This is a genomic window from Flavobacterium sp. DSP2-3-1, from assembly GCF_049896865.1.
GTDB lineage: Bacteria > Bacteroidota > Bacteroidia > Flavobacteriales > Flavobacteriaceae > Flavobacterium.
On the sequence record NZ_JAFCVD010000007.1, the window covers coordinates 83,100 to 105,181 of the forward strand.

Below are 22,082 nucleotides of genomic sequence, written 5' to 3' on the forward strand. Positions count from 1 at the left end.
AGTGATTCTTATTTAGCCGGCATATTTGTTCCTAAGCTAAACGTTAGGGGAACACTACTTCCCGCTGGAGAAACTCTTAGATATCCTGACATTTCCTGATGCAGCGCACTACAAAAATCAGTACAATAGAAAGGAAATATCCCTACTTTTTTCGGTATCCATTTTAAAGTGGCTGTTTCACCTGGCATGATTAACAACTCGGCATTGTCAGCGCCTTTTATAGCAAATCCATGGGGTACATCCCAATCTTGTTCTAAATTAGTGACATGGAAATACACCTCATCCCCTACTTTTACTCCTTCGATATTATCAGAAGCGAAGTGAGAACGTATGGAAGTCATGTAAACATGAACTTGGTTTCCTTGTCTGATAACTTTGGCTTCTTTTTCTCCTTTGGCAACATAAGGGTGATTGTTTTCTTCGATTTTATAAAATTTTAACTGACCATTGTTTCTGATTAAATCAGCGGGAGCAGATTGAGCGTAATGTGGTTCCCCAATAGTTGGATAATCCAACAAAAGCTTCATTTTATCACCACTAATGTCAAATAACTGGGCAGCTTGTGCTAATTCCGGTCCTGTTGGCAAGTATCTGTCTTTGGTGATTTTGTTGTAAACTACCATGTATTTACCGAATGGTTTTTTACTGTCTCCACCAGGAATAGAAAGATGTCCAGGAGAATAATAAACAGGCACTCTGTCTAAAATTTTTAATGATTTAATGTCCCATTTCACCACTTCTGAAGAAACAAAGAAAGTCGTATACGCATTTCCTTTTCCATCAAACTCAGTATGCAACGGTCCTAATCCCGGTTTTTTAACTTCCCCGTACAACGCTGCTTCATATTTGATGACCGGAATACCTTCATATTCGCCATCAAATTGTTTTTTAGCAATCGCATTTTTCATTTTGTCAAAACTAAAAACAGGAATCAAAGCCGCCAATTTTCCACTACCCACAATGTATTCTCCCGTAGGATCAATATCACATCCATGTGGTGATTTTGGACAGGGAATCATGTAGCAAATATCTTTTAATATTTTAGAATCCAATACTAATACTTCCGTTCTCATTTCAGACTTTGCCGTATGCGTTTTTTCATCCCACGTATTGTGTACGTATTTAGCTTTTACCTTTTTTCCTTTTCCGGCTTTAATGTACTCTTCCGCTTTTTTCCAGTTCACAGCCATAATATAATCTTTGTCATTTTGTGAAGCATTCACTTCCAGCAAAGTATTGGCTTGCTCTGTATTATAACAAGAAAAGAAGAACCAACCGTGAGATTTGCCTTTACCGGCATGACTTAAATCGAAATTTACTCCCGGCGCTTCAATTTGGAAAGCAATATCCATCTCACCTGCTTTCCCTACTTTTACAAAACTCAAATAGGCTTTGAAATTTTTTTTGTAAGTATTAATAGGCACATCACCGTTAGCATTATCAGTAGGTACGCTAAATCGGGTTCCAGCTACCACATATTCCGTATTTTCGGTAATAAATGGAGAAGAGTGATTTCCAGCACTGTTCGGTAATTCAATTATTTCAACTGTTTTGAACGTTTTCAAATCCACACGGGCAATTCTGGGCGTATTATTGGCATTTGCAAAAATCCAACGACCATCGACCTCACCGTTAGTTTGAGACAATTCCAAATGATGCTGATCGTCCCAAGGCACATAACCGTGAGAGGTATTCAACATTGGTTTTGTTTCTTCACTGTATCCATACCCACTTTGCGGATCTTGAGAAAATATTGGAACTACTCTCAATAATCGTGCACTTGGCAAACCATATACGCTCATTTGTCCGCTAAAACCTCCAGAAACGAAATTATAGAATTCGTCATATTTTCCCGGAGCGACATAGACTTTTTGAGCTGCGTCACCTCCTACGGCATCTGCAGTATCTTTAGGTCTGCAAGAACCAAAAAATGCACTGACCAAGACTATGGAAAGACTTGTTTTTATAAAAATATTGTTCATGTTATTTTGAGTTAAATTATTTTACTCCGTCATTTTTACGCATATATTCCAACAAGTTTCTGGCATCGGTATCCGTCAAAGCTTGATTTGGCATACGAACCAAACAAAGTTCCAGTTGCGCTTGAAGTGCTGGATCTTTATCAATCATTGGATCTGGATTAGTGATAAAGTTCATAATCCATTCTGGTTTTTGTCGCTGAGTAACGCCTTTCCATCCTGGACCAACTAATTTCTCATCGGTCAACTTATGGCAAGAAGAACATTTAACGGATTGTATTTTTTCGCCTTCGGCAGCCATTGCCTCATCCAATTTATCGCCTAGATCTACTGAGGTGTGTTTTCCGATACCTCTGTTTGGATCATACGCAACCGCATCGGTTGGATTTGTTGCAGATTCTTCAGAAGGTGCAGCAGTATCTTTTGAAAAATCATCGTTGGTTTTGGTTTTATCACCACATGAAGTCAACATTACGAATGCAACTACAAAAAAAGTTAATTTGTACATAAATTTGTTTTTAGAATTGTTTAACAAATTTGCGATTAGATTAGCGCATTAATTATGACTGGAATCATACTTAATTCGGTATTTCTTTCCGTTTTTTTAACTGAACTTGGTAAACCAAACGATAAACTTTTGTTAACGATTAAACTTTTTAAACCTATCCTTGTCTTATATCCATAAAACTTAAAACAACACAAATTGAAAAAATTATTTATCGCTGCATTATTAGCTGTCGGAATGACAAGCTTTGCACAAGAAAGAAAAGTAGTTACAGAAAGACCTCCAAAGGAGCAAATGTCATTGGAGCAAAGAAACCAATTGCAATTAAAAAAGATGACTTTGGAATTAGATTTGAATGCTTCTCAGCAAAAAGAAATGAGTACAGTTATTGCTGAACAAAGTACCAAAAGAGATGCTAGAATGGCGGAGAGAAAAGCGAGCAAAGATTCGGCTAAAAAACAACTTACTGCTGCCGAGCTTTTTGTTAAGAAAAATCAAATGTTAGACGAGCAAATTGTGATGAAAGAAAGAATGAAAAAAATTCTTTCAGCTGACCAATACAAAAAATGGGAGGACATTAAAGGGAAAAGACATCACGCAATGAAAAAAAGAATGGTGCACCATAAAGACGGAAAACCAGCAAGAATGATTGATAAAAAATAATCTGTCCACTTGCAATATTTCATCTTATTTTATAAAAAAGCCCCAAAATTGGGGCTTTTTTGCGTTTAAAATGTTTTCGAAACTTTATCTATCGCTCGGATGGTAAAATCTAAATCCTCATACGTTAACGCATCAGTAATAAACCACGTTTCATAAGCGGAAGGCGCGATATAAATTCCTTCCTGCAACAATCCGTGGAAGAATTTCTTGAACGTTTCGTTATCTCCTTTTGCTGCTGTATGAAAATCAACCACCGGAGCAGCATCAAAATGAACCGAAATCATTGAGCCAATGCTGTTGATTGTAAATGTAACGTTATTTGCTTTCAACACTTTATCAATCCCTGCAGCCAAATACGCTGTTTTCTCTTCTAATCTTTGAAAAATAGCACGATCACTATCTAATGCTTGTAACATCGCTAATCCTGCAGCCATTGCCAACGGATTTCCAGACAATGTTCCTGCTTGGTAAACGGGACCGATCGGAGACAAATAATTCATGATTTCCGCACGAGCGGCAAAAGCACCAACAGGCAATCCTCCACCGATTACTTTGCCGAAGCAAACGATATCAGCCGCTATATTAAACAATTCCTGAACCCCACCAGCGGCGAGTCTGAAACCGGTCATTACCTCATCAAAAATCAATAGAATTCCGTTATCGGTACACAATTGGCGTAGGCCTTCCAAAAAGCCTTTGTTAGGCGGTATACAACCCATATTGCCCGCAACAGGTTCTACGATTATGGCAGCAATTTCATTTTTATTTGCTTCGATTAAAGTAGCTACGTTTTCTAAATCATTGTATTGTGCCAGCAAAGTATCCTTGGCCGTTCCTGCAGTTACTCCCGGACTATTTGGTGAACCAAAAGTAATTGCTCCGCTTCCCGCCTGTATTAAGAACGAATCCGAATGACCGTGATAACAGCCTGCAAATTTTATTATTTTATCTCTTTTGGTAAAACCGCGAGCCAATCTTACAGCACTCATACAGGCTTCGGTACCAGAGTTTACAAATCTGATTTTATCGATATTTGGGACCATCGACACAGCCAAAGCTGCAATTTGTGTTTCCAATTCTGTAGGCATTCCAAACGAGGTTCCTAACTTCGCTTTCTCAATCACAGCTTGTACAACTGGTTCGTAAGCATGTCCTAAAATCATTGGTCCCCATGAATTGATATAGTCAATCAAACGGTTTCCGTCTTCATCGTACAAATATGCGCCTTTGGCACTTTTTACAAAAATTGGCGTTCCGCCTACTGCTTTAAATGCTCTTACCGGCGAGTTCACGCCTCCTGGAATTACTTTTTCTGCCTCAGCAAAAAGCTGACTACTTCTGTGATATAACATTTAAAATTTGGATTTTATATTTGATACATTTCAAAGAATAAAACTATTGGTAAATTTCCAACTGTTGTCCAATTGAAAGCGCATTCTCTACCAGATTGTTTTTTTCTTTTAACTCTTTTATCTCTAAATTAAATCTTTTTGAAATAGAATATAGCGTGTCTCCTTTTTGCACCACGTATGAAATCAGATTCTTATCTCTATTTATTTTTGAATTTTTTGGTTCAATTTTCAAGTCTTCAATCATTTGATTGGATTTCAAAACATAATCCACCTCTAAAACCTGATCATCATATTGATGCAATTTGTATCGTTGGATATATGATATTAGCTTATCCGGGTATTTTGGGTCCGTTGCATAACCGGCTGCTTTAAGTCCTCTCGCCCAAGCTTTATAGTCGCCTTTTGAGCAATCAAATAATTTAGAATACCGACTTCTGCCAGTTAAAAACAGTGCGTGATCTTTGTAAGACTCGGATACATTATCGTACTTCCTAAAGCATTCCTGAGCAGCATCGTCATCGTGTTTTACACTTTCGCCGGTCCAGCCTTCATGGCATTTTATACCAAAGTGATTATTAGCGGTTACTGCTAAATCTCCCCTTCCCGCACCAGATTCCAATATTCCCTGAGCTAAAACAATACTTGCAGGAATACCATAAACTTTCATGTTATCCATTGCAATATCTTTAAATTTAGTAATATAATTAGCCACAACATCGCTGCTAACCACTGTTTGTGAAGTGGATACAATTACTTCCGTTACCTGATTTGTGTATACTTGTTTGGGTGGATTTGTTGTAATCGGCTGTTTTACAGGCACCTTTAAAACTGATGCTTTTGTACCGATTGTCTTTTTAACTTTACGAACTATTTCCGTTTTTGGTTTTAACGGCGCTTTTTTTGTTGTTGTAATAACTGGTTTTGTGGCATTACAGCCTACCATCGTTATCGTTGTAAAAATTAGTAGGATTTTTTTAAACATAGATATCTAGTGTTGGTAATTGTTTGTTTTTTAATTTCATATTCATTCCTTGAATTCCCTGAATTCCACCAGTGTGAATAAGTAAAATTTTTGATTTTGCAGGAAAATAATTCTTTTTTATCAAATCTATAACGCCAAAAACCATCTTTCCAGTATAAATTGGATCTAAAGGAATTTGATTTTCTAGATAAAAGTGATTGATAAACACAATTAATTCTTCATTAACTTTCGCGTATCCACCAAAATGATAGTCCGTTACTAACTCCCAATTGTCATTTTGGACAAAATTACGAATTTCCCCTTTTAAAAAATCACCTTTTAAAGCAGGAAATCCTAAAACTTTTTGGTGCGGTAAAACACTGTTAATAATTCCCGAAATAGTTCCGCCAGTCCCTATTGAACAACAGATGTAATCAAAATCAGCATCTTCCGGAGTTAGAATTTCCTCACATCCTTTGATGGCTAAATCATTAGTTCCGCCTTCTGGAATGCAATAAAAACGTCCAAATTTTTGTTTTAAGTTTTCCAAAAAAGAACCTTCACTTTTTAAGCGGTAATCTTCTCTTGAAATAAATTCCAATTGCATGCCACAATTTTGCGCAAATAATAAAGTGGGATTTTCAGAAACTTTACCCGATAATTCATCTCCGCGAATAATCCCGATAGTTTTAAATCCTTTTTCATTTCCGGCAAAAGCTACCGCGGCAATGTGATTCGAAAAAGCTCCTCCAAAAGTCAACAGCGTTTCTTGATTTTCTACTTTCGCCTGAAGCAAATTATACTTCAATTTTCTAAACTTATTACCCGAAACAAATGGATGGATCAAATCTTCCCTTTTGATTTGCACTGAAATAAAGTTCGGAAACACCGTAATTAACTTTTGATTCAAACTGTTTTATTTTTTACAAAGATAAAATTAATCTATTATAAAAAGTGCAACCTCCATGGATTGCATTTCTGTGTTTCTCATTTCTGAATTTTAGTTTTTAATAATCACTTTTTTACCAACCGCTAATTTGTCTTTCGTGGTCAATTTTACAATGTAAATTCCATCCCCTAAACCTGAAGTTGAAAATTTGTATGAAGTATCCACCCCTAAATCTTTTTTAACAAAAATTAATTTACCCGCTACATCGTATAAACCGCAGGTCTCAAGATCCATCAATAAAGGATTATCTATTGTTAAATTTTTCGTTAAATTATTTTGAAAAATCATAAAATTCTCGGTGGCTGCATCTTCAACGCCCAGAGTACTGTTATTTTTGAAGGTAATTTCGAACTGAGTATTGTTCTCTCCCGCCGGCAAATCTAATTCATGAAAGTCATTTTTAATATCATAAAATAAATCTTTTACTTTGTCGTGCAAATAAACCGTATTTACTTCCTTAAAGTTAACTATTTCTTTTACTGTAATTTTATAATTAGCGGCTCTATCGTTTCTAAAACCAATGGATATTTTTTTATCAATGTCAAAATTCATGGCATTAATAACAAAATCTGCGCCTTCTAAAACAAAGTAAACATCTGCTGGCGTGCTATCACTCGAAGACATGGCATCCATACCACGATCAATTCCATCAGTCGCTTCAGGAATTAAGGTCAAAGCCAATTGCCGCACTCCTTGATTGTTCATCAACGTATTGAATTTTATTTGTGGAGTGGGTGCTAAACTTACTGTTGTATAGTCAAATCCTGATACAGATTGTGTTTTAGCCATGTAACCAGTATTGTTTTTTGGTGTAGTAATATTCCCCGCCAACTTGGCTAATGAACTGTTTAATTCTTCTTTGACAAATACTCGATAACTGTTTTTCATTTGAACAAAACCGTTTGCGACACCATCGATTAAGAAACCTTGACCTATTGGCGAAAAACGTCTTTCATAATTTTTTCCTGACGCTCCTGCTGCTCCCTCATTTCCAGAACCATCATACGAATAAAAAGTTGCAGGAACATAAACTCCTGCGCTTCCCAAAGTACCTGGAGCAAAAGCACCATAACCACCTTTATAATCCGCTATAAAGTGAGAATTAACTGTGGGATCTTGCTCCCAAAAATAAGCAATCCCGGTACAATTTGTTTCGCCAATTAAAAAGGCGGATAAGTCAATTGCTGATGGATATGGATTTCCTGTCAAAGTAAATTGCTCAATTGCAACGGATATTGCAATAACGCCATCATTCGGTTTTCCTCTAAAATCGTAGCGCTGTTTACTTCCCGGATTGTTGTGAACCCCATTTACTGTTGTAGCATTAGTTCCCGAAGTTCCTTTCATTGTAAATCCTTCTCCAGCATTCAAACTGGAACTAGATCCTACCTGAATCCAACTGGAGTAATTTGATGAAATGGTTAATTTATTTATCCAATATGGGGCTATCGACAAAGGACTCGCTGCACCATTGTAATTATTCATTGGTAATATTGATGGCTCATTAAAGGTAATCAAACTGGCAACATCTTTAAGTTGGGTCACTCCAAAAGGAGAATTTCCCTGAGTAATATTCGTTGCTCCCACTGGAGAACACCAGTAATTATATTGAAAATTATTAGTTGTTCCTTCCTGAAAAACAGATAAACTACCCAATCCTTTATTTGTACCGATGGAAGTTAATCCTTGCAAAAGCTGTCCATTTTCCCTCAAATAAAAATTGCTGGTAGCTGCATTTAGTTCTAACTGTTGGTTGATAAAAACAACTTCGTTACTGGCAAAAATATAACTATTAGGGCTTATATACATCTGGGCACTGACATTGTTCTGAATTAAAATTCCAGTCACAATAAGCAGTGATTTTTTAAGTATTTTTGAGTGCATAAACATATGAATTAAGTTAATTTATAAATATTATTTATTATTTTAACACGGTATGGCATTAAATTAAATCAAAGAGTTTCACGACTTAAAATGAAACTATTAAGCTTAAAAATTAATTATTTGTAGTCTTTTTATTTATTTATATTTATAAAAGGATGTAATGATTAATATTTTCATATAAAATTACAAAAAAAAGACAATAGGAAAGAGCAATATTACCGACAAAAAGTATAAAAAATCGTTTAAATACATCTTTTTAAATATATATTGTATAATTTCTTACATAATTAAATTTACAAGAAAGGTGAAATAATGACAAAGCACAGTAAAAAAAATTTCAACAAAAAAAGAGTTAATTGATGGAGATTGATACTTTTTAAGGCGTAAAAAGTCCTAGCGAAAAGAAATCAGAATGACAACTAAAAGCAAACTGTAAAAATCTTAATGCAGTATAATTTGTTTTTAAATAAACACTATTTTTCCAAAAACAAATAGTTACAAAAACTAAAAAAAGGTCTCTTTTTTAAATATTCTAAATTAGATTCATTTACATAAGCTTCCCTTTCAAAACTAATGTTTCTGTACGCTAAGTCAGCATTTTTATATTGAGCTAAACGAACAAGATATTCTGTCAAATAGAAAACAAAAAAAGGAATTATTATAAGTTCCATTTGTTGTCGAAGATGGATTTTTTCATGATTTAAAAAAACCATATTTTCTTTATCCGCACTATTTTTTATAAATACAAAAGGAAATACGGCCAATCCATGATAGCCCTTGGGAATTAAATGTTTAGTAACAATTAGAAACATTGTGTGCTCAGATTATAAATGTAAACGTATTATTTAGCAAATTACTAAAATTAAATTGAAAAGTTGAAATATTATCAGGCAATTTAATTATCCTAAAAAAATTAATATTCATATATAGAACAATTATTTAAGGATAATAAGACCAATGAAATTTCTAAAAAATACAAAATTTAATAAAATTTATTTTAAATTTTATTCTTAACAAAAATGAATTTCATAAAAAAATTAACTAAAAAAAACACTTTTACCGGATAAATAGTCCTTTTTGGCGATAATTTTATTTGAAATGTTAAAATTTTAATATATTTTTGCTTCCAAAATTAAAATTCTATGAAAAAAATTACTCTTATAACTTTTTTTTTTATCTCGTTATGTTACCAATTCTCTGCCGCACAATCTATCAATAATTGGAAGGTTAAAAATAGTTCTGAATTATCAAAAACAGTTTCCAAACCTGACCGAAAAATTATTCCAAACAAATACAAAGTATTTTCCTTAGATTTTAAATCTTTGAAAACAAACTTTAAATCTGCATCCAAAAGAGGCCAAAATAATAAATTAGCGACAACTTTACTTTTAGATTTTCCGCTTGAAAATGGAACAACTGAAAGTTTCCTAATAGAAAAAACTAGTGTTTTACATCCAGACCTAGAAGCTAAATACCCAGAAATTCAATCCTTTTATGGTGTAAGCAAAAAAAATCCATTAAATAAAATTCATATCAGCATATCTCCTGAGGGTTTTACAGGAGTTATTACTGGTGAAAAAACTATTTACATCGATCCTTATTCAAAAAACGATGTAAACGATTACATTGTTTATGACAGAACCGATTATGAAAGAGGTCCAGATGATTCCTTTGTTTGTAATGCTATAATAGATGAAACAATAAATAATACAAAATTATCTTCTAATGCTAAAATATCTTCCGCTACAGATGGAAATCTAAGAACCTACAGACTTGCATTAGCCTGTACATCAGCATACTCTTTATATTACGGCAATACTATCGCACAGGTTTTGGCCGCAATGAACACCACAATTACTCGTGTAAATAGTATTTTTAGAAGAGATTTATCGGTTGTTTTTCAAATTGTGGCCAGTAATGACAGATTGATCTATATCAATGGTTTCAATAAAGACGCATCTCCAGATCCCGATCCTTATGATAACTACGATGGCTCTCAAATGCTTGGCTCAAACACAACAAATATTACTGGATTAATCACCGTTGGGACATACGATATTGGGCACGTTTTTAGTACAGGTGGTGGCGGAATTGCGGGAACTGGTCCATGTACAGCAGCATCAAAAGGACGTGGTGTAACAGGTATTGTAACCCCTCAATTCGACCCTTTCGATATTGATTATGTATGCCATGAAATAGGACACCAGTTTGGCGCTGGACATACATATTACAATGCTTGTTTTGCTGCCACGAAGGTTCCTGCAACTGATGAAGATTATGAACCGGGAAGTGCCTCTACTATAATGGGTTATGCTGGAATTTGCGCTCCAAATGTACAAGGGAATAGCGATGCTTACTTTCATGCCAGAAGTATTGAACAAATGACAACGGCAATTGCCGGACACACATGCGTAACTGGAACTTCTTCAGGAAATGCTGCTCCTATAGTGGCTGTACCAACAGCTCACACCATTCCAAAATCAACTCCATTTATTTTAACAGGAAGTGCAAATGATACAAATACAGTTGATGCCTTGACTTATACTTGGGAACAATACGACAAGGACGATGGTGGGATACAGCCTCCTACATCAACAAATACTTTAGGACCAGTTTTTAGATCGCTAATGCCTACTAGTGACCCTTCACGAACTTTTCCAAATTTGGCAGCAGTTATAAGCAACACAACTCCAACTTGGGAAGTATTACCGAATGTTGCCAGAACTTTAAATTTTAGATTAACTGTCAGAGATAATAGTCCGCTGGGCGGAAGAACTGATTTCAAAGCCGTAGCAATAACCGTTGGAACTGCAGGTCCATTTTTAGTAGCAACTCCAAACACTGGAAGCGAAATTTGGTATGTTGGTGAAACAAAGGCAGTAACCTGGAATGTAGCAAGTACAAATACAGCAACTTATTCAACAACTGTGAATATTAAACTGTCTACTGATGGCGGTTACACATATCCTATCACTTTAGCTTCAGCAGTGGCAAATAATGGAACCGCGAATATAATAGTTCCAAACAATATTGGAAAATTAAATAGAATTAAAGTGGAGGCTGCTGCCAATATTTTCTTCGATATATCCAATGCTAATTTTGAAATTAAATCCGGCAAGTTTGAAATGGTTTCAGCGGCAAGCACCCAATCTGTATGTAAACCTGCAAATGCCGTTTACACAATTAATTACACTCCTGCTCCTGCATTTTCAGAAACTACAACATTTAGTGCTGGTGGTGCTCCAGCAGGATCTACAATAACCTTCTCACCGACAACCAGAAGTATTTCAGGTACTTTTACGATGACTGTTTCAAATACAAGTGGAGTAGCGGCAGGAAATTATCCAATAACCATAAAAGGAATTTCGACAACTGCAAATGTTGACTTCCCTGTTTTATTAAATGTTTTTGACAATACAATTGGAAACGTAACGCTTGCAAGTCCTTCAAATGGGGCAACAAATCAACAAACATCTTCTTTATTACAATGGAATTCTTTAACAAGTGCTTCCTCCTATTTAGTTCAAATTTCTACCAGTCCAACTTTTTCAACCATTACAGAATCGGCAACCGTTACAGGAACATCATATCAAACGACATTATTAGCACAAGGAACGATAAATTACTGGCGAGTAAAACCAACAAATTCTTGTACAAGTGGTTCCTTTTCTGAGGTATATGTATTTCAAATCGCAAATGATTTATGTAAAACCTACACTAATGTAACTTTTGAACCAAATGCAGTTTGGGAAATTGGTACTACTAATGCGGTTAACGCAAAAATCACTGTTCCAGATAATATAATTATTAGCAAAGTGAGTTTTTATATGAAGGGCACACACGCCGCACTAAGTGATCTTAAAATGCAATTTAGTGGACCAACTGGAATTTTTGCCGAAATTTATAATAGAGATTGTAACGCTGCAAACTTTGACGTAACATTTGATGACAGTGGAATTGCGCTTCCTGTACCATGTTCTGTTACCCTTTCAGGTGTAAAACAAGCCAGCCAATCTTTATCAAAATTTAATGGTTCAAGTTCACTTGGAACTTGGACTTTATTAGCAACCGATAGGGTTGCAGCAACATCTGGAGGAACTTTTAGTTTATTTAATGTTATCATTTGCGGAAAACTGCAAATAATAAATAACATTACCGTTGCCAATAATGCCCTAACCCTTTCACAAGGGGCAACTGCTACACTTTCTCTTGCAAAATTAGCAGCAACACAGCCTACTGCTACAACGGCACAATTAATATATACTATTACCCAATTGCCAGTAAATGGTACTTTAAAATTAAATAACATAGCTATGGCTGTTGGAGGTATTTTTACCCAAGCAGACATCAACAATAACTTGTTGAGCTACACTAACAATGGAATAAATTCAAATCCAGATAGTTTTAAATTTAGTGTCAACGGGGTAAATCTAGCTCTTTTGGGTGGACAAACTTACAACATTAATGTTTGTGGCGCTCCCATACCTAACATCACTACCCTAACAAATGTAATAGCACAATGCTCGGCTACTGCGTCTGTGCCCACAGCCACAAGCAATTGTTACGGATCAATTTCTGGAACTACACCTACCGTTTTCCCTATTACTGCGCAAGGCACAACTATCATTACTTGGACATATAATGATGGAAACGGAAATATAACAACTCAAGAACAAACGGTAGTTCTAGATGATACTAACGCACCCACAGTTCCCGTCCTAGCAAATATAACTGGTCAATGTGCGGTAACTCCAGTAAGCCCTACAACAACTGATGCGTGTAGAGGGACAATTACAGGAACCACCATAACAACTTTTCCTATCACTACATCTGGAACAACGGTAATAACTTGGAAGTTTAGCGATGGAAACGGGCAATCTGTGACTGCCAATCAAAATGTCATTATTAGTTCTACTACTTGGAACGGCACTTTATGGAGTGATGGTTTACCGACCGCCTCTTCAGGCGTAATCATATCAGCTGATTATACCGCCATTACTAATTTTTCTGCTTGTAGTTTGACTGTAAATAATAACGCTGTAGTACTTGTAAAAAGTGGCTTTAATTTAGATATTTATGGAGATGTAACGGTAAGTCCAGGTGCTTCTCTAACCTTTGAAAATAACACCAACTTAATTCAAATTAAAAACACAAATACTAACTCAGGAAGTATCAAAATCAATAGGCAGAGTTCTCCTTTAATGAGACAGGATTACATAATGTGGGCTTCTCCAGTAGCTACACAGCAATTACAATCTTTCTCTCCATTGACTTTGTCAACTCGTTTTTATACCTATAATCCATTAACTGACCTCTATGTAAGTGTAGCTAATCCTGCTACAACTAACTTTGAATTAGGAAAGGGTTATTTAATTCGTCTACCAAATACGCATCCTACCACTGCAACTATATGGGAAGGGCAATTTCAAGGAGTTCCAAATAATGGGAATTATAATCTCCCTGTATCTATTAACAAGTACAATGCAATAGGAAACCCATATCCTTCAACTCTAAATGCTAATACCTTTATAACAGCAAATGGAATTACGGAAGCCTTATATTTTTGGAGAAAAACAAACAACACCTTGACTTCTTCTTACGCCACCTACACAACCGCGGGAGGAACGGCTAATGCGGGAGGATCAAGTAGTATTGTTCCCAATGGAATCATTCAGATAGGCCAAGGTTTTATTGCAAAAGCTACCTCTTCCTCTATTTCGTTTACTAATGCAATGCGGTTGGCCAATACCAACAATCAGTTTTTTAAAACCAAATCGGCAGAAAGAAATAGAATTTGGTTAAACCTTTCCAAAGAAACTATTCCTGTAAACCAGATGATGCTTGCATACATGACTGATGCCACCTCAGGGATTGATGCCGCAATCGATGGCAGATACATTAACGACAATCCAATTGCTTTAAATTCCTTAATTGAAAACGAGGAATTTGTTATCCAGGGAAAAGGCTTACCTTTTTCAGATACCGATATCGTTCCGCTTTCCTTTAAAACTAACACAAGCGGAAGTTACTCCATCGCTTTAGACCAAGTTGATGGATTATTTGCAAACAATCAAAATATCTTTTTAAATGATCAATTAACAGGTATCGTTACCGATTTGAAAAAAAGCAGTTACTCTTTTTCATCAAACGAAGGCACATTTAACGATCGTTTTAGGTTGACTTACAAAACCAGTGAATCATTAGGTATTGAAATTCCGGTATTTGATGCTAACTCAATACTAATTTATAATCAAAAAGGAGTTTTACATATTAATTCCGGAACAACTGAAATGAAAACAATAAGACTATTTGATCTTCGTGGAAGATTACTTGTTGAACAAAATGAAGTGAATGCCAAATCAACTTCTATTAAAGATTTTGGAGGAGCGCACCAAACAGTGCTAGTACAGATAACATCGAATCAAAACAAAATAGTAACAAAAAAAATAGTTTATTAGGTAGTTTAACTTGTTTCAACAAACCACATCATTAGTCAATAAAATATAATCAATGAAAAATACCTTACTAAAATTTTACATTACCAGTTTTTGTTTACTAACTAACTTCATTATGTTTGCTGCGCCCGGTGATGATTCAGATAGTGGAAATTTAGAAGGTAATGACGCGCCGGCTGCACCAATAAATGGAAAATTAATCCTTCTGGCAATTGCCGGGACTGTTTATGCCTTTTACACTTTTAGAAAATACAGAAAACATCAAACAGTCTAATTAACAAGTCAAATTTTACCAGGTGTATTTTAAAAATTAAAAATAAAGGCTTTAATCAAAATCACATTTACCGTTTTGATTAGAGCCTTTTAACATAAGGGTAAAAATAATTCAAGTTTTCGCAAGATTTATATTTTTTGAGTTCCATTTTTAAAATCATCGTTTAAATGATACATAAAATCTTACATTAACAGAGAACAAAAACAGTATCTGAAACTCTTTTTCATGAGCTAATTAGCAAGTTCCTAAGCATTAATTATTTTAGCTAAAACAACGTCCCTAAAAGACAAATTTTTATCACTATTTTAATGAAATTACCTAATAATTTCAATATCATCGATAAAATGCATAAAAAATCAGATAAACTGCATAAAATAATGTAAACATTTATAGCTAAACATGTGATTTCGTAAGAAAAATTAATTAATTTTGCCGCACAAATACCACAAAAAAAATGGATAAACATTACTTTACCAAAATTACAACTTGCCTCAAATTTTCAACGAATCATAATGTCAATAATGACTCCATTATTTCAAGAAATCAGCAATCTAATAGCTGCCCAATAAGTTTATTTTTGGAATTATCCGGAATTCTTTTTTCAAAAGGTAGTAAGGTAAAATCTATTTTTTATACAAAAACCAGGTTACTTACGCTTGCTTTTCTTTTTGTCAGCTTTTTAGGCTTTGCACAATCAACACAAACTTTTAACAATCCTGCAAATAATGGTCTTGCCGCTAACGTGTTTACAGTTCCAGCCGGAGTGACAAGCATCGATATCGAAGCTTGGGGTGCCGGTGGTGCCGGTGGTGGCGCTGCAGGAACTAATTCTTCCGGAGGTGGTGGTGCTGGTGGTGGTTATGCAAAAAAAACTTCTTTTATTGTAGTTCCAGGTGCAACGTATAATGTAACCGTGGGAGCAGGAGGTGTAGGCACCAGATATTCTATTGTGCCTGGCGCAGCATCATTATTATCTAGTGGAGCTACGACTCACTTATTAGCTGTTGGAGGTAACGGTGCTGCCCACGCTGCTAACAATAACACTTACACGATTGGTGCAACTGCAGGTACTAGCGGAAACACCGGATTTTCCGCTGCTTTTAGTTATTACGGAGGAAAAGGTGGAGATGGAGTAACACTTAATGGTTTTGCTGGTGGTGGTGGTGGTGGCTCGAGTGCGGGCAAAGATTCTAATGGAAACGGAGGAATTAACCAAACTGGAGGAGCTGCCGTTATCGGCGGAGGCAAAGGAGCCGATGGATCAGATGTAAGTGGAAATGGCGCAAATGGACTAATCCCAGGAGGCGGGGGAGCAGGAGCAAATGCACTTACAACAACAGACCAAACCGGAGGCAGCGGAGCAAATGGCCGGGTAATCATATCATGGCCATGCCCTATTTTTAGCTTAACTTCTACGACTATAGCGAGTCCTTCATGTTCCACTTTTCCAGCTACCGTCAATGTTAATGGTACTGCAGTAGGATTACCTGTTGGGAGCTATACTGTAACTTATAACCTAAGCGGAGCTAACACAGGGACTGGAAGCAAAGCAACTATAGTTGTAAGCACCGCCGGAACTGGCTCTTTTTCTACTAATTCTTTAACAAATGTAGGATCAACTACCATAACCATTACAAACCTTGCAAAGCTTACTTGTAACAATGCCATAATCCTCAACAATACAGCGAATACGATTATTGCAGCAACGCCTTCAATAAGTTCGGCACCCGATGTTTCAAGAACGGGGAATGGAAGTGTTACTCTCGTTGCAGCATCGGCTACTGGTGGTGCAAATTTTTCTTGGTATGCCACAATGACAGGAGGAACAGCTTTGTCTACAGCGGCTAGTTACAACACGCCAACCCTCACAACGACAACAACTTATTACGTTGAGGTGTCAAAAAGTTCCTGTAATTCAAGCCCTAGATTTGAAGTTGATGCAATTATAAACAACCCTGAAATTGCAGTTTCCGGGAACGGTACTTCTATTTCTGATGATGATATAACTCCAAGCACAGCTGATTTTACTAATGTAGGAACTACAAATCTTCTAGTTGAATTAACAAGAACTTACACCATAAATAATTTAGGCGCTGCTCCATTAAATTTAACGAGCATCATTATTGGCGGAACAAATGCCTCAGAATTTGTGGTAACTAACCCACCTACCTCTATTGCAGCTCAATCTAGCGCCACTTTTACCATTACCTTCAAACCCACAATTACAGGAGCACGAAATGCAACACTAACTTTTGATACTGATGACGCAGATGAAAACCCTTTTAATTTTAGTATATCAGGTACCGCTACCCCGGGTTTAACCCCCGAAATTAATTTAAGAGCAACTAATGATATACCGGACGGAGCATCATCAGGAAAATCAGTAGACGGCACTGTTATTTATGGAACTGATTTTGGTGCTCCATTAATAAACACTGATGTTTTAAAAACATTTACTATTCAAAATACAGGAACTGGAGTATTAACACTTAGCGGAACTCCGATCGTTATGTTAAGTGGAGATGCTGTATTTACCGTTACGGCTCAACCAACTTCAGGTACTATTGCCGCGGGTTCTAGTCTAACATTTCAAGTTAAATTTAACTCTGCAATCACAGGAAATTTTCTGGCAATAGTCAGTATAGCAAACAATGACAATGATGAAAGTATTTATGATTTTGTTATAACAGCAGGCGCTACTGTTGCAGGTAGAGAAATAGATATTCAAGGGAATGATGTAACCATTGTTGATGGAGATACGACCCCAAGTTCTTTAGACCAAACTAATTTTGGAATCACGGATCCAACTACAAAAATAGCAATTCCATTCCAAATCTATAATTATGGTGATGCAGCATTAGGCTTAACAACTGCTGTAAGTATAACGGGTTCAAATGCAACTTTCTTTGCCGCAAGTGCCATACCTGTAAGTTCCTTGCCTGCTGGTATTACCGGAGTAACTAGTTTCGTTATTACATTTAATCCCACTGCTGCAGTAGGAATAAAAACAGCAATAATCACCGTAACAAACACAGATAACGCAGGGGTCCCTAGCGAAACCTCTTATGATTTTGCCGTGTCGGCAGAAATTAAGAACTCAGTTGCTTTGACAGTTGCTCCAGGAGGAGTTACAACTAATCTTAAATATTGGATAAAAGCGGATAGTAATATTGGGAGTGTTGCTGATAATGTCGCCATGTCAACTTGGCAAGAAAACACTACTGGAAGTACTAAAAATGCAATCGCTAAGCTGGGAAAAGAACCTAAATTTTTGCACAACACCACTAACAATGTCAATTTTAATCCCGTTATTTATTTCAATGGAGCGAATGCTATGGCCGGTGGGCAAGGATTTAATAATCTCGATATGTTTATGGTCATTAAGCCAAAAAATACTGTAAACTATCTCTCAAGTCCTATGGATACATATTGTGGAGATGATATCACCGTTAATAAAGGAAGTCAAGATGTAACTGGTTTCGAAATGGGAAATACATCCTCTCGATATGGTGTCGGTCAAGAAGTGCTAGCCTACAACCAAGCCGCCAATACAAGTTACGGTACGGGAGAAATTAGTAACACAAAATCTTATAAAGGAGTAAATATATTTAATCCGAGGTTTAATGGCACAAGAATGAGTATCCTTAATAATGCAAATCTATTGACAACAACTGAAGTCAACACAAGTACCTATAAAAATATTTTAAATTCAAGATATTGGTTGGGCGCCAGTGAGGCTTTTGGTCCCAGTTATAATGGTGATTTTCTTGAAGTAATCAATTACAGTGCTGCAAATACAGCAACAGACAAAGGAAGAATAGAATCTTACCTAGCTATTAAATACGGCATCACATTAGGCATAAACGGAACAAGTGTTGACTATTATAATTCTGGCTCAACAAATACTGCAACAGCAATCTATCCCGCAGGAATTACAGGAGCGTTTTACAATTTTAACATCGCAGGAATTGGCCGCGATGATGTATCGCAATTGTATCAAAAACAATCCAAAACAGAAAACACAGCGGATGATATCACAATAGGATTAGGAAGTATCTACGATAAAAACTCAGATAATCCAAATACTTTTGTTGGAGATAAAAATTATTTAGTTTGGGGAAATAACAATGGTACATTACTAAAAAAACCGGCTGTTGTAGTAAATATTAGTTCTGGAATCGCTGGTTTGACCTCCAATGTAGAATTTATTTCAGTAGGAAGAACTTGGAGAGTAATAGAAACAGGTGGCAATGTTCCTTCCTGCAAAGTTTCACTGCCTTCTACGTTGTTAACCTCAACAATAACTCCTCCAGGAAATTTCTTGATGTTTATATCTAGTACTCCTCAATTTAATCCAACCTCAGAGTACAGAATCATGCGCGTTAACGGTTCAAAATTAGAAACAGACTATGACTTTGACGGAACAAAATACATCACTTTTGGGTATGCTCCAGAACGCACTTTTGAAAGAGCTATAGATTTTGATGGTGTAAACGACTATTTAGATTCCGGAAAAGTACTAGACATAAATAGTTCATTTACGGTTTCAGCATGGATAAAAAGCAGTGCTGTCAACCAAACAATCCTTTCTAAAAGAAACAATCCTTTTACAGCAGGATATGATTTAAGCATCAATGCTTCCGGAAAGGTGGAGATGAGTTGGTACAATGGAATCAAACAATCCATTATATCTTCCATAGTAATGCCGAGCGAAAGATGGCATAATGTATGTGTGGTTTATGACAATGCGACGTTGACCGCTAAATTATATATTGATGGCATTGAAGATGCAAGTAAAATACTGATTAATATTCCACTAAATCCATCACAATCCTTCTTGATCGCAGCTGCTGATGGTGTGACTCCAACATCGTTTTTTGATGGTTCTATAGACGAAGTACGTGTTTGGGACGTTGCTCTTTCGGAAAAACAGTTGCGTTACATAATGAACCAGGAAATTATTAGCAATGGCCTAAACACAAATGGAAGTGTTGTTCTAAACACTATTCCGAACAATGACATCAGCAGCATTCCATGGGCAAATTTAAAAGCCTATTACCCAATGTCTACTTATACCTTTACAAATGCAAAAGATATTTCTAACAACAATTTTACAGCAGCATTACGTAACCTAACAACAGTAAATTTACAAACCGCCCCTTTACCTTACACCTCAAAAGCTGATGGAGCATGGCAAACTACTTCAACTTGGAATAATAGTGTGGTACAAGACCTGCCATATAGTTTATCTATCGTCGATGATTCGCAAACTATTGACTGGAACATCGTAAAAACAACCCATAATATTATCTCCGATGGAGACAAAAAAGTATTGGGTTTATATGTAGATGTCGGAACTACAAGCACACTAAAGGCATCAAACGATTCAAAAATTGAAGTTTCCCATTACTTAAAATTAGACGGAACAATAGATTTAATCGGAAAATCACAATTGGTACAATCCGAAGGTAGCTTTTTAGATCCAACTAGTGCTGGTTCTATTGAAAGAGATCAACAAGGACAAGCTAATAAATACAATTACAACTATTGGAGTTCTCCTGTGGGTACCATTAATACCACTACAAATAATAATAACTTTACTGTAGCTGGCGTTTTAAGAGACGGAACAACTGCAACTCCACAAAGTATAACTTGGGTTTCAGGATATGATGGATCACTATCTCCTTTTAGTTTAGCACGTTATTGGATTTACAAATTTGATAACAAAGCAAATGCCTATGCCAACTGGACTCAGATAGGAGAAACAGGCCTATTAGAAGCCGGTAAAGGATTCACACTTAAAGGAGCTGGAACTTCAGGATTACAAAACCTTAACTTTGTAGGCAAACCAAATAATGGTACAATTGCCAATACCGTGTCCGCAAATCAACTGTTACTTGTAGGCAACCCATACCCTTCAGCACTAGATGCTACTGCTTTCATAACAGATAATAGTGGTTCAATAGACATCACAATACCAACTGCTACTGACGGTGCTTTGTATTTTTGGGAACATTACCCCGGAAATAACACACATAATCTAGGTGGATATCAAGGTGGCTATGGTGTTAGAAATGCAGCCGCTGGCGTTGCACCAAGTTCTGTAGGAGTCGATTTTATTAATACTTCTGGTGTCTCAAATCGAGCATTACCAAATCGATACATCCCTGTTGGGCAAGGTTTCTTTGTTATTGGAAATGCAACGGGAGGAACGGTCACTTTCAAAAACAGCCAACGAGCGTTTGTAAAAGAAGATAATGCAGCATCCCAAATAATATACCGTATTCCAACCCAACCTAAAAAATTAGACCATTGGACAGATAATAGTGACGACCCAGTAGCGAAAGATACGTATAAAAGAGTTCGTTTAGGATTTAACAATTACAATGAAATTTTTCACAGACAGGTAGTTGTTGCCTTTATGGATGACAAAGCAAATGGAGAGATAAATGAAGGATATGACGCCGAGAATATAGACGATGTTGATAACGACATGTATCTGATTAATTCAGAAAAAAAGTTGATGATAGAAGGCGAAGGGTATTTTGATGAAACTAGTTCATACCCTATTGGTGTACGATCGGACTCGATAGGAAAAATTTCTTTTGTTTTAGATGACTTAGAAAATTTTGATGACAATCAAAAGGTTTTCATTTATGATAAATCAGATGAAACCTATCATAACATAAAAGATACCTTGTACGAAGTGGAACTTCCAAAAGGAACTTTCAACGATCGTTTCTACCTTCGTTTCACTGATAAAACGTTGGGATCGGATAGCTTTAATTTATCTAAGTCTGATGGCGTAATTGTGGTAGTAAATCAAAACGTTACCGTTCAGTCTTCAAACCAGCTGATAAAAAATATTGTCGTATACGATTTGTTGGGAAGAAAAATAGATGGTTATAAAAAAGTAAATGCTAAAAAATATACATTAAGCCATTTAAACAAAACAACAGCCGGCTTAATTGTGAAAATCACTTTAGATAATGACACTGTAGTTTCCAAAAAAATAATATACTAATTAACAAGAATTCTGTAAAAACCACTCCTAACCGAG

Annotated in this window: 11 protein-coding genes; 4 read left to right on the forward strand and 7 right to left on the reverse strand. The window is 36.0% G+C overall.

Going from position 1 to position 22,082, the window contains the following annotated elements; genetic code table 11:
- Positions 1-8: 8 nt before the first annotated feature.
- Positions 9-1,982: a Sec-dependent nitrous-oxide reductase gene (gene nosZ / locus ACP7AT_RS09550; protein WP_426064100.1), complete on the reverse strand. Its 1,974-nt coding sequence runs from the start codon at positions 1,980-1,982 to the stop codon at positions 9-11.
- 16 nt (positions 1,983-1,998) lie between these two features.
- The gene (locus ACP7AT_RS09555; protein ID WP_426064101.1) at positions 1,999-2,487 is read right to left on the reverse strand and encodes a c-type cytochrome; all 489 of its coding nucleotides are present in this window, start codon (positions 2,485-2,487) and stop codon (positions 1,999-2,001) included.
- Between the two features lie 195 nt (positions 2,488-2,682).
- Between ACP7AT_RS09555 and ACP7AT_RS09560 the strand changes: the two genes are divergently transcribed.
- The gene (locus tag ACP7AT_RS09560) at positions 2,683-3,147 is read left to right on the forward strand and encodes a hypothetical protein (protein ID WP_426064102.1); all 465 of its coding nucleotides are present in this window, start codon (positions 2,683-2,685) and stop codon (positions 3,145-3,147) included.
- A gap of 65 nt (positions 3,148-3,212) precedes the next feature.
- Here ACP7AT_RS09560 and hemL read toward each other — a convergent pair whose 3' ends face one another.
- From hemL to ACP7AT_RS09585, 5 genes are all read right to left on the reverse strand, one after another.
- The gene (hemL, locus tag ACP7AT_RS09565) at positions 3,213-4,499 is read right to left on the reverse strand and encodes a glutamate-1-semialdehyde 2,1-aminomutase (protein ID WP_426064103.1); all 1,287 of its coding nucleotides are present in this window, start codon (positions 4,497-4,499) and stop codon (positions 3,213-3,215) included.
- Positions 4,500-4,542: 43 nt separating this feature from the next.
- Positions 4,543-5,481, reverse strand: coding sequence for a glucosaminidase domain-containing protein (locus ACP7AT_RS09570; protein ID WP_426064104.1), 939 nt, complete (start codon positions 5,479-5,481; stop codon positions 4,543-4,545).
- Complete coding sequence (locus tag ACP7AT_RS09575; protein WP_426064105.1) at positions 5,474-6,370, reverse strand: 1-aminocyclopropane-1-carboxylate deaminase/D-cysteine desulfhydrase; 897 nt, start codon at positions 6,368-6,370, stop codon at positions 5,474-5,476. Before ACP7AT_RS09575 ends, ACP7AT_RS09570 begins: the two co-directional genes overlap by 8 nt.
- 90 nt (positions 6,371-6,460) lie before the next feature.
- A complete protein-coding gene (locus ACP7AT_RS09580; RefSeq protein WP_426064106.1) occupies positions 6,461-8,293 on the reverse strand; it encodes a T9SS type A sorting domain-containing protein in 1,833 nt (610 codons plus the stop codon).
- Between the two features lie 473 nt (positions 8,294-8,766).
- Complete coding sequence (locus ACP7AT_RS09585) at positions 8,767-9,105, reverse strand: hypothetical protein (RefSeq protein ID WP_426064107.1); 339 nt, start codon at positions 9,103-9,105, stop codon at positions 8,767-8,769.
- A gap of 330 nt (positions 9,106-9,435) precedes the next feature.
- Here ACP7AT_RS09585 and ACP7AT_RS09590 point away from each other — a divergent pair, with 330 nt between their 5' ends.
- The 3 genes from ACP7AT_RS09590 (at position 9,436) to ACP7AT_RS09600 (ending at position 22,046) form a co-directional block, all read left to right on the forward strand.
- Entirely contained in the window at positions 9,436-14,751 is a 5,316-nt protein-coding gene (locus ACP7AT_RS09590) for a reprolysin-like metallopeptidase (protein WP_426064108.1), read from the forward strand.
- Positions 14,752-14,803: 52 nt separating this feature from the next.
- Positions 14,804-15,022, forward strand: coding sequence for a hypothetical protein (locus ACP7AT_RS09595; protein WP_426064109.1), 219 nt, complete (start codon positions 14,804-14,806; stop codon positions 15,020-15,022).
- Positions 15,023-15,476: 454 nt separating this feature from the next.
- Complete coding sequence (locus tag ACP7AT_RS09600) at positions 15,477-22,046, forward strand: choice-of-anchor D domain-containing protein (RefSeq protein WP_426064110.1); 6,570 nt, start codon at positions 15,477-15,479, stop codon at positions 22,044-22,046.
- Positions 22,047-22,082 lie beyond the last annotated feature (36 nt).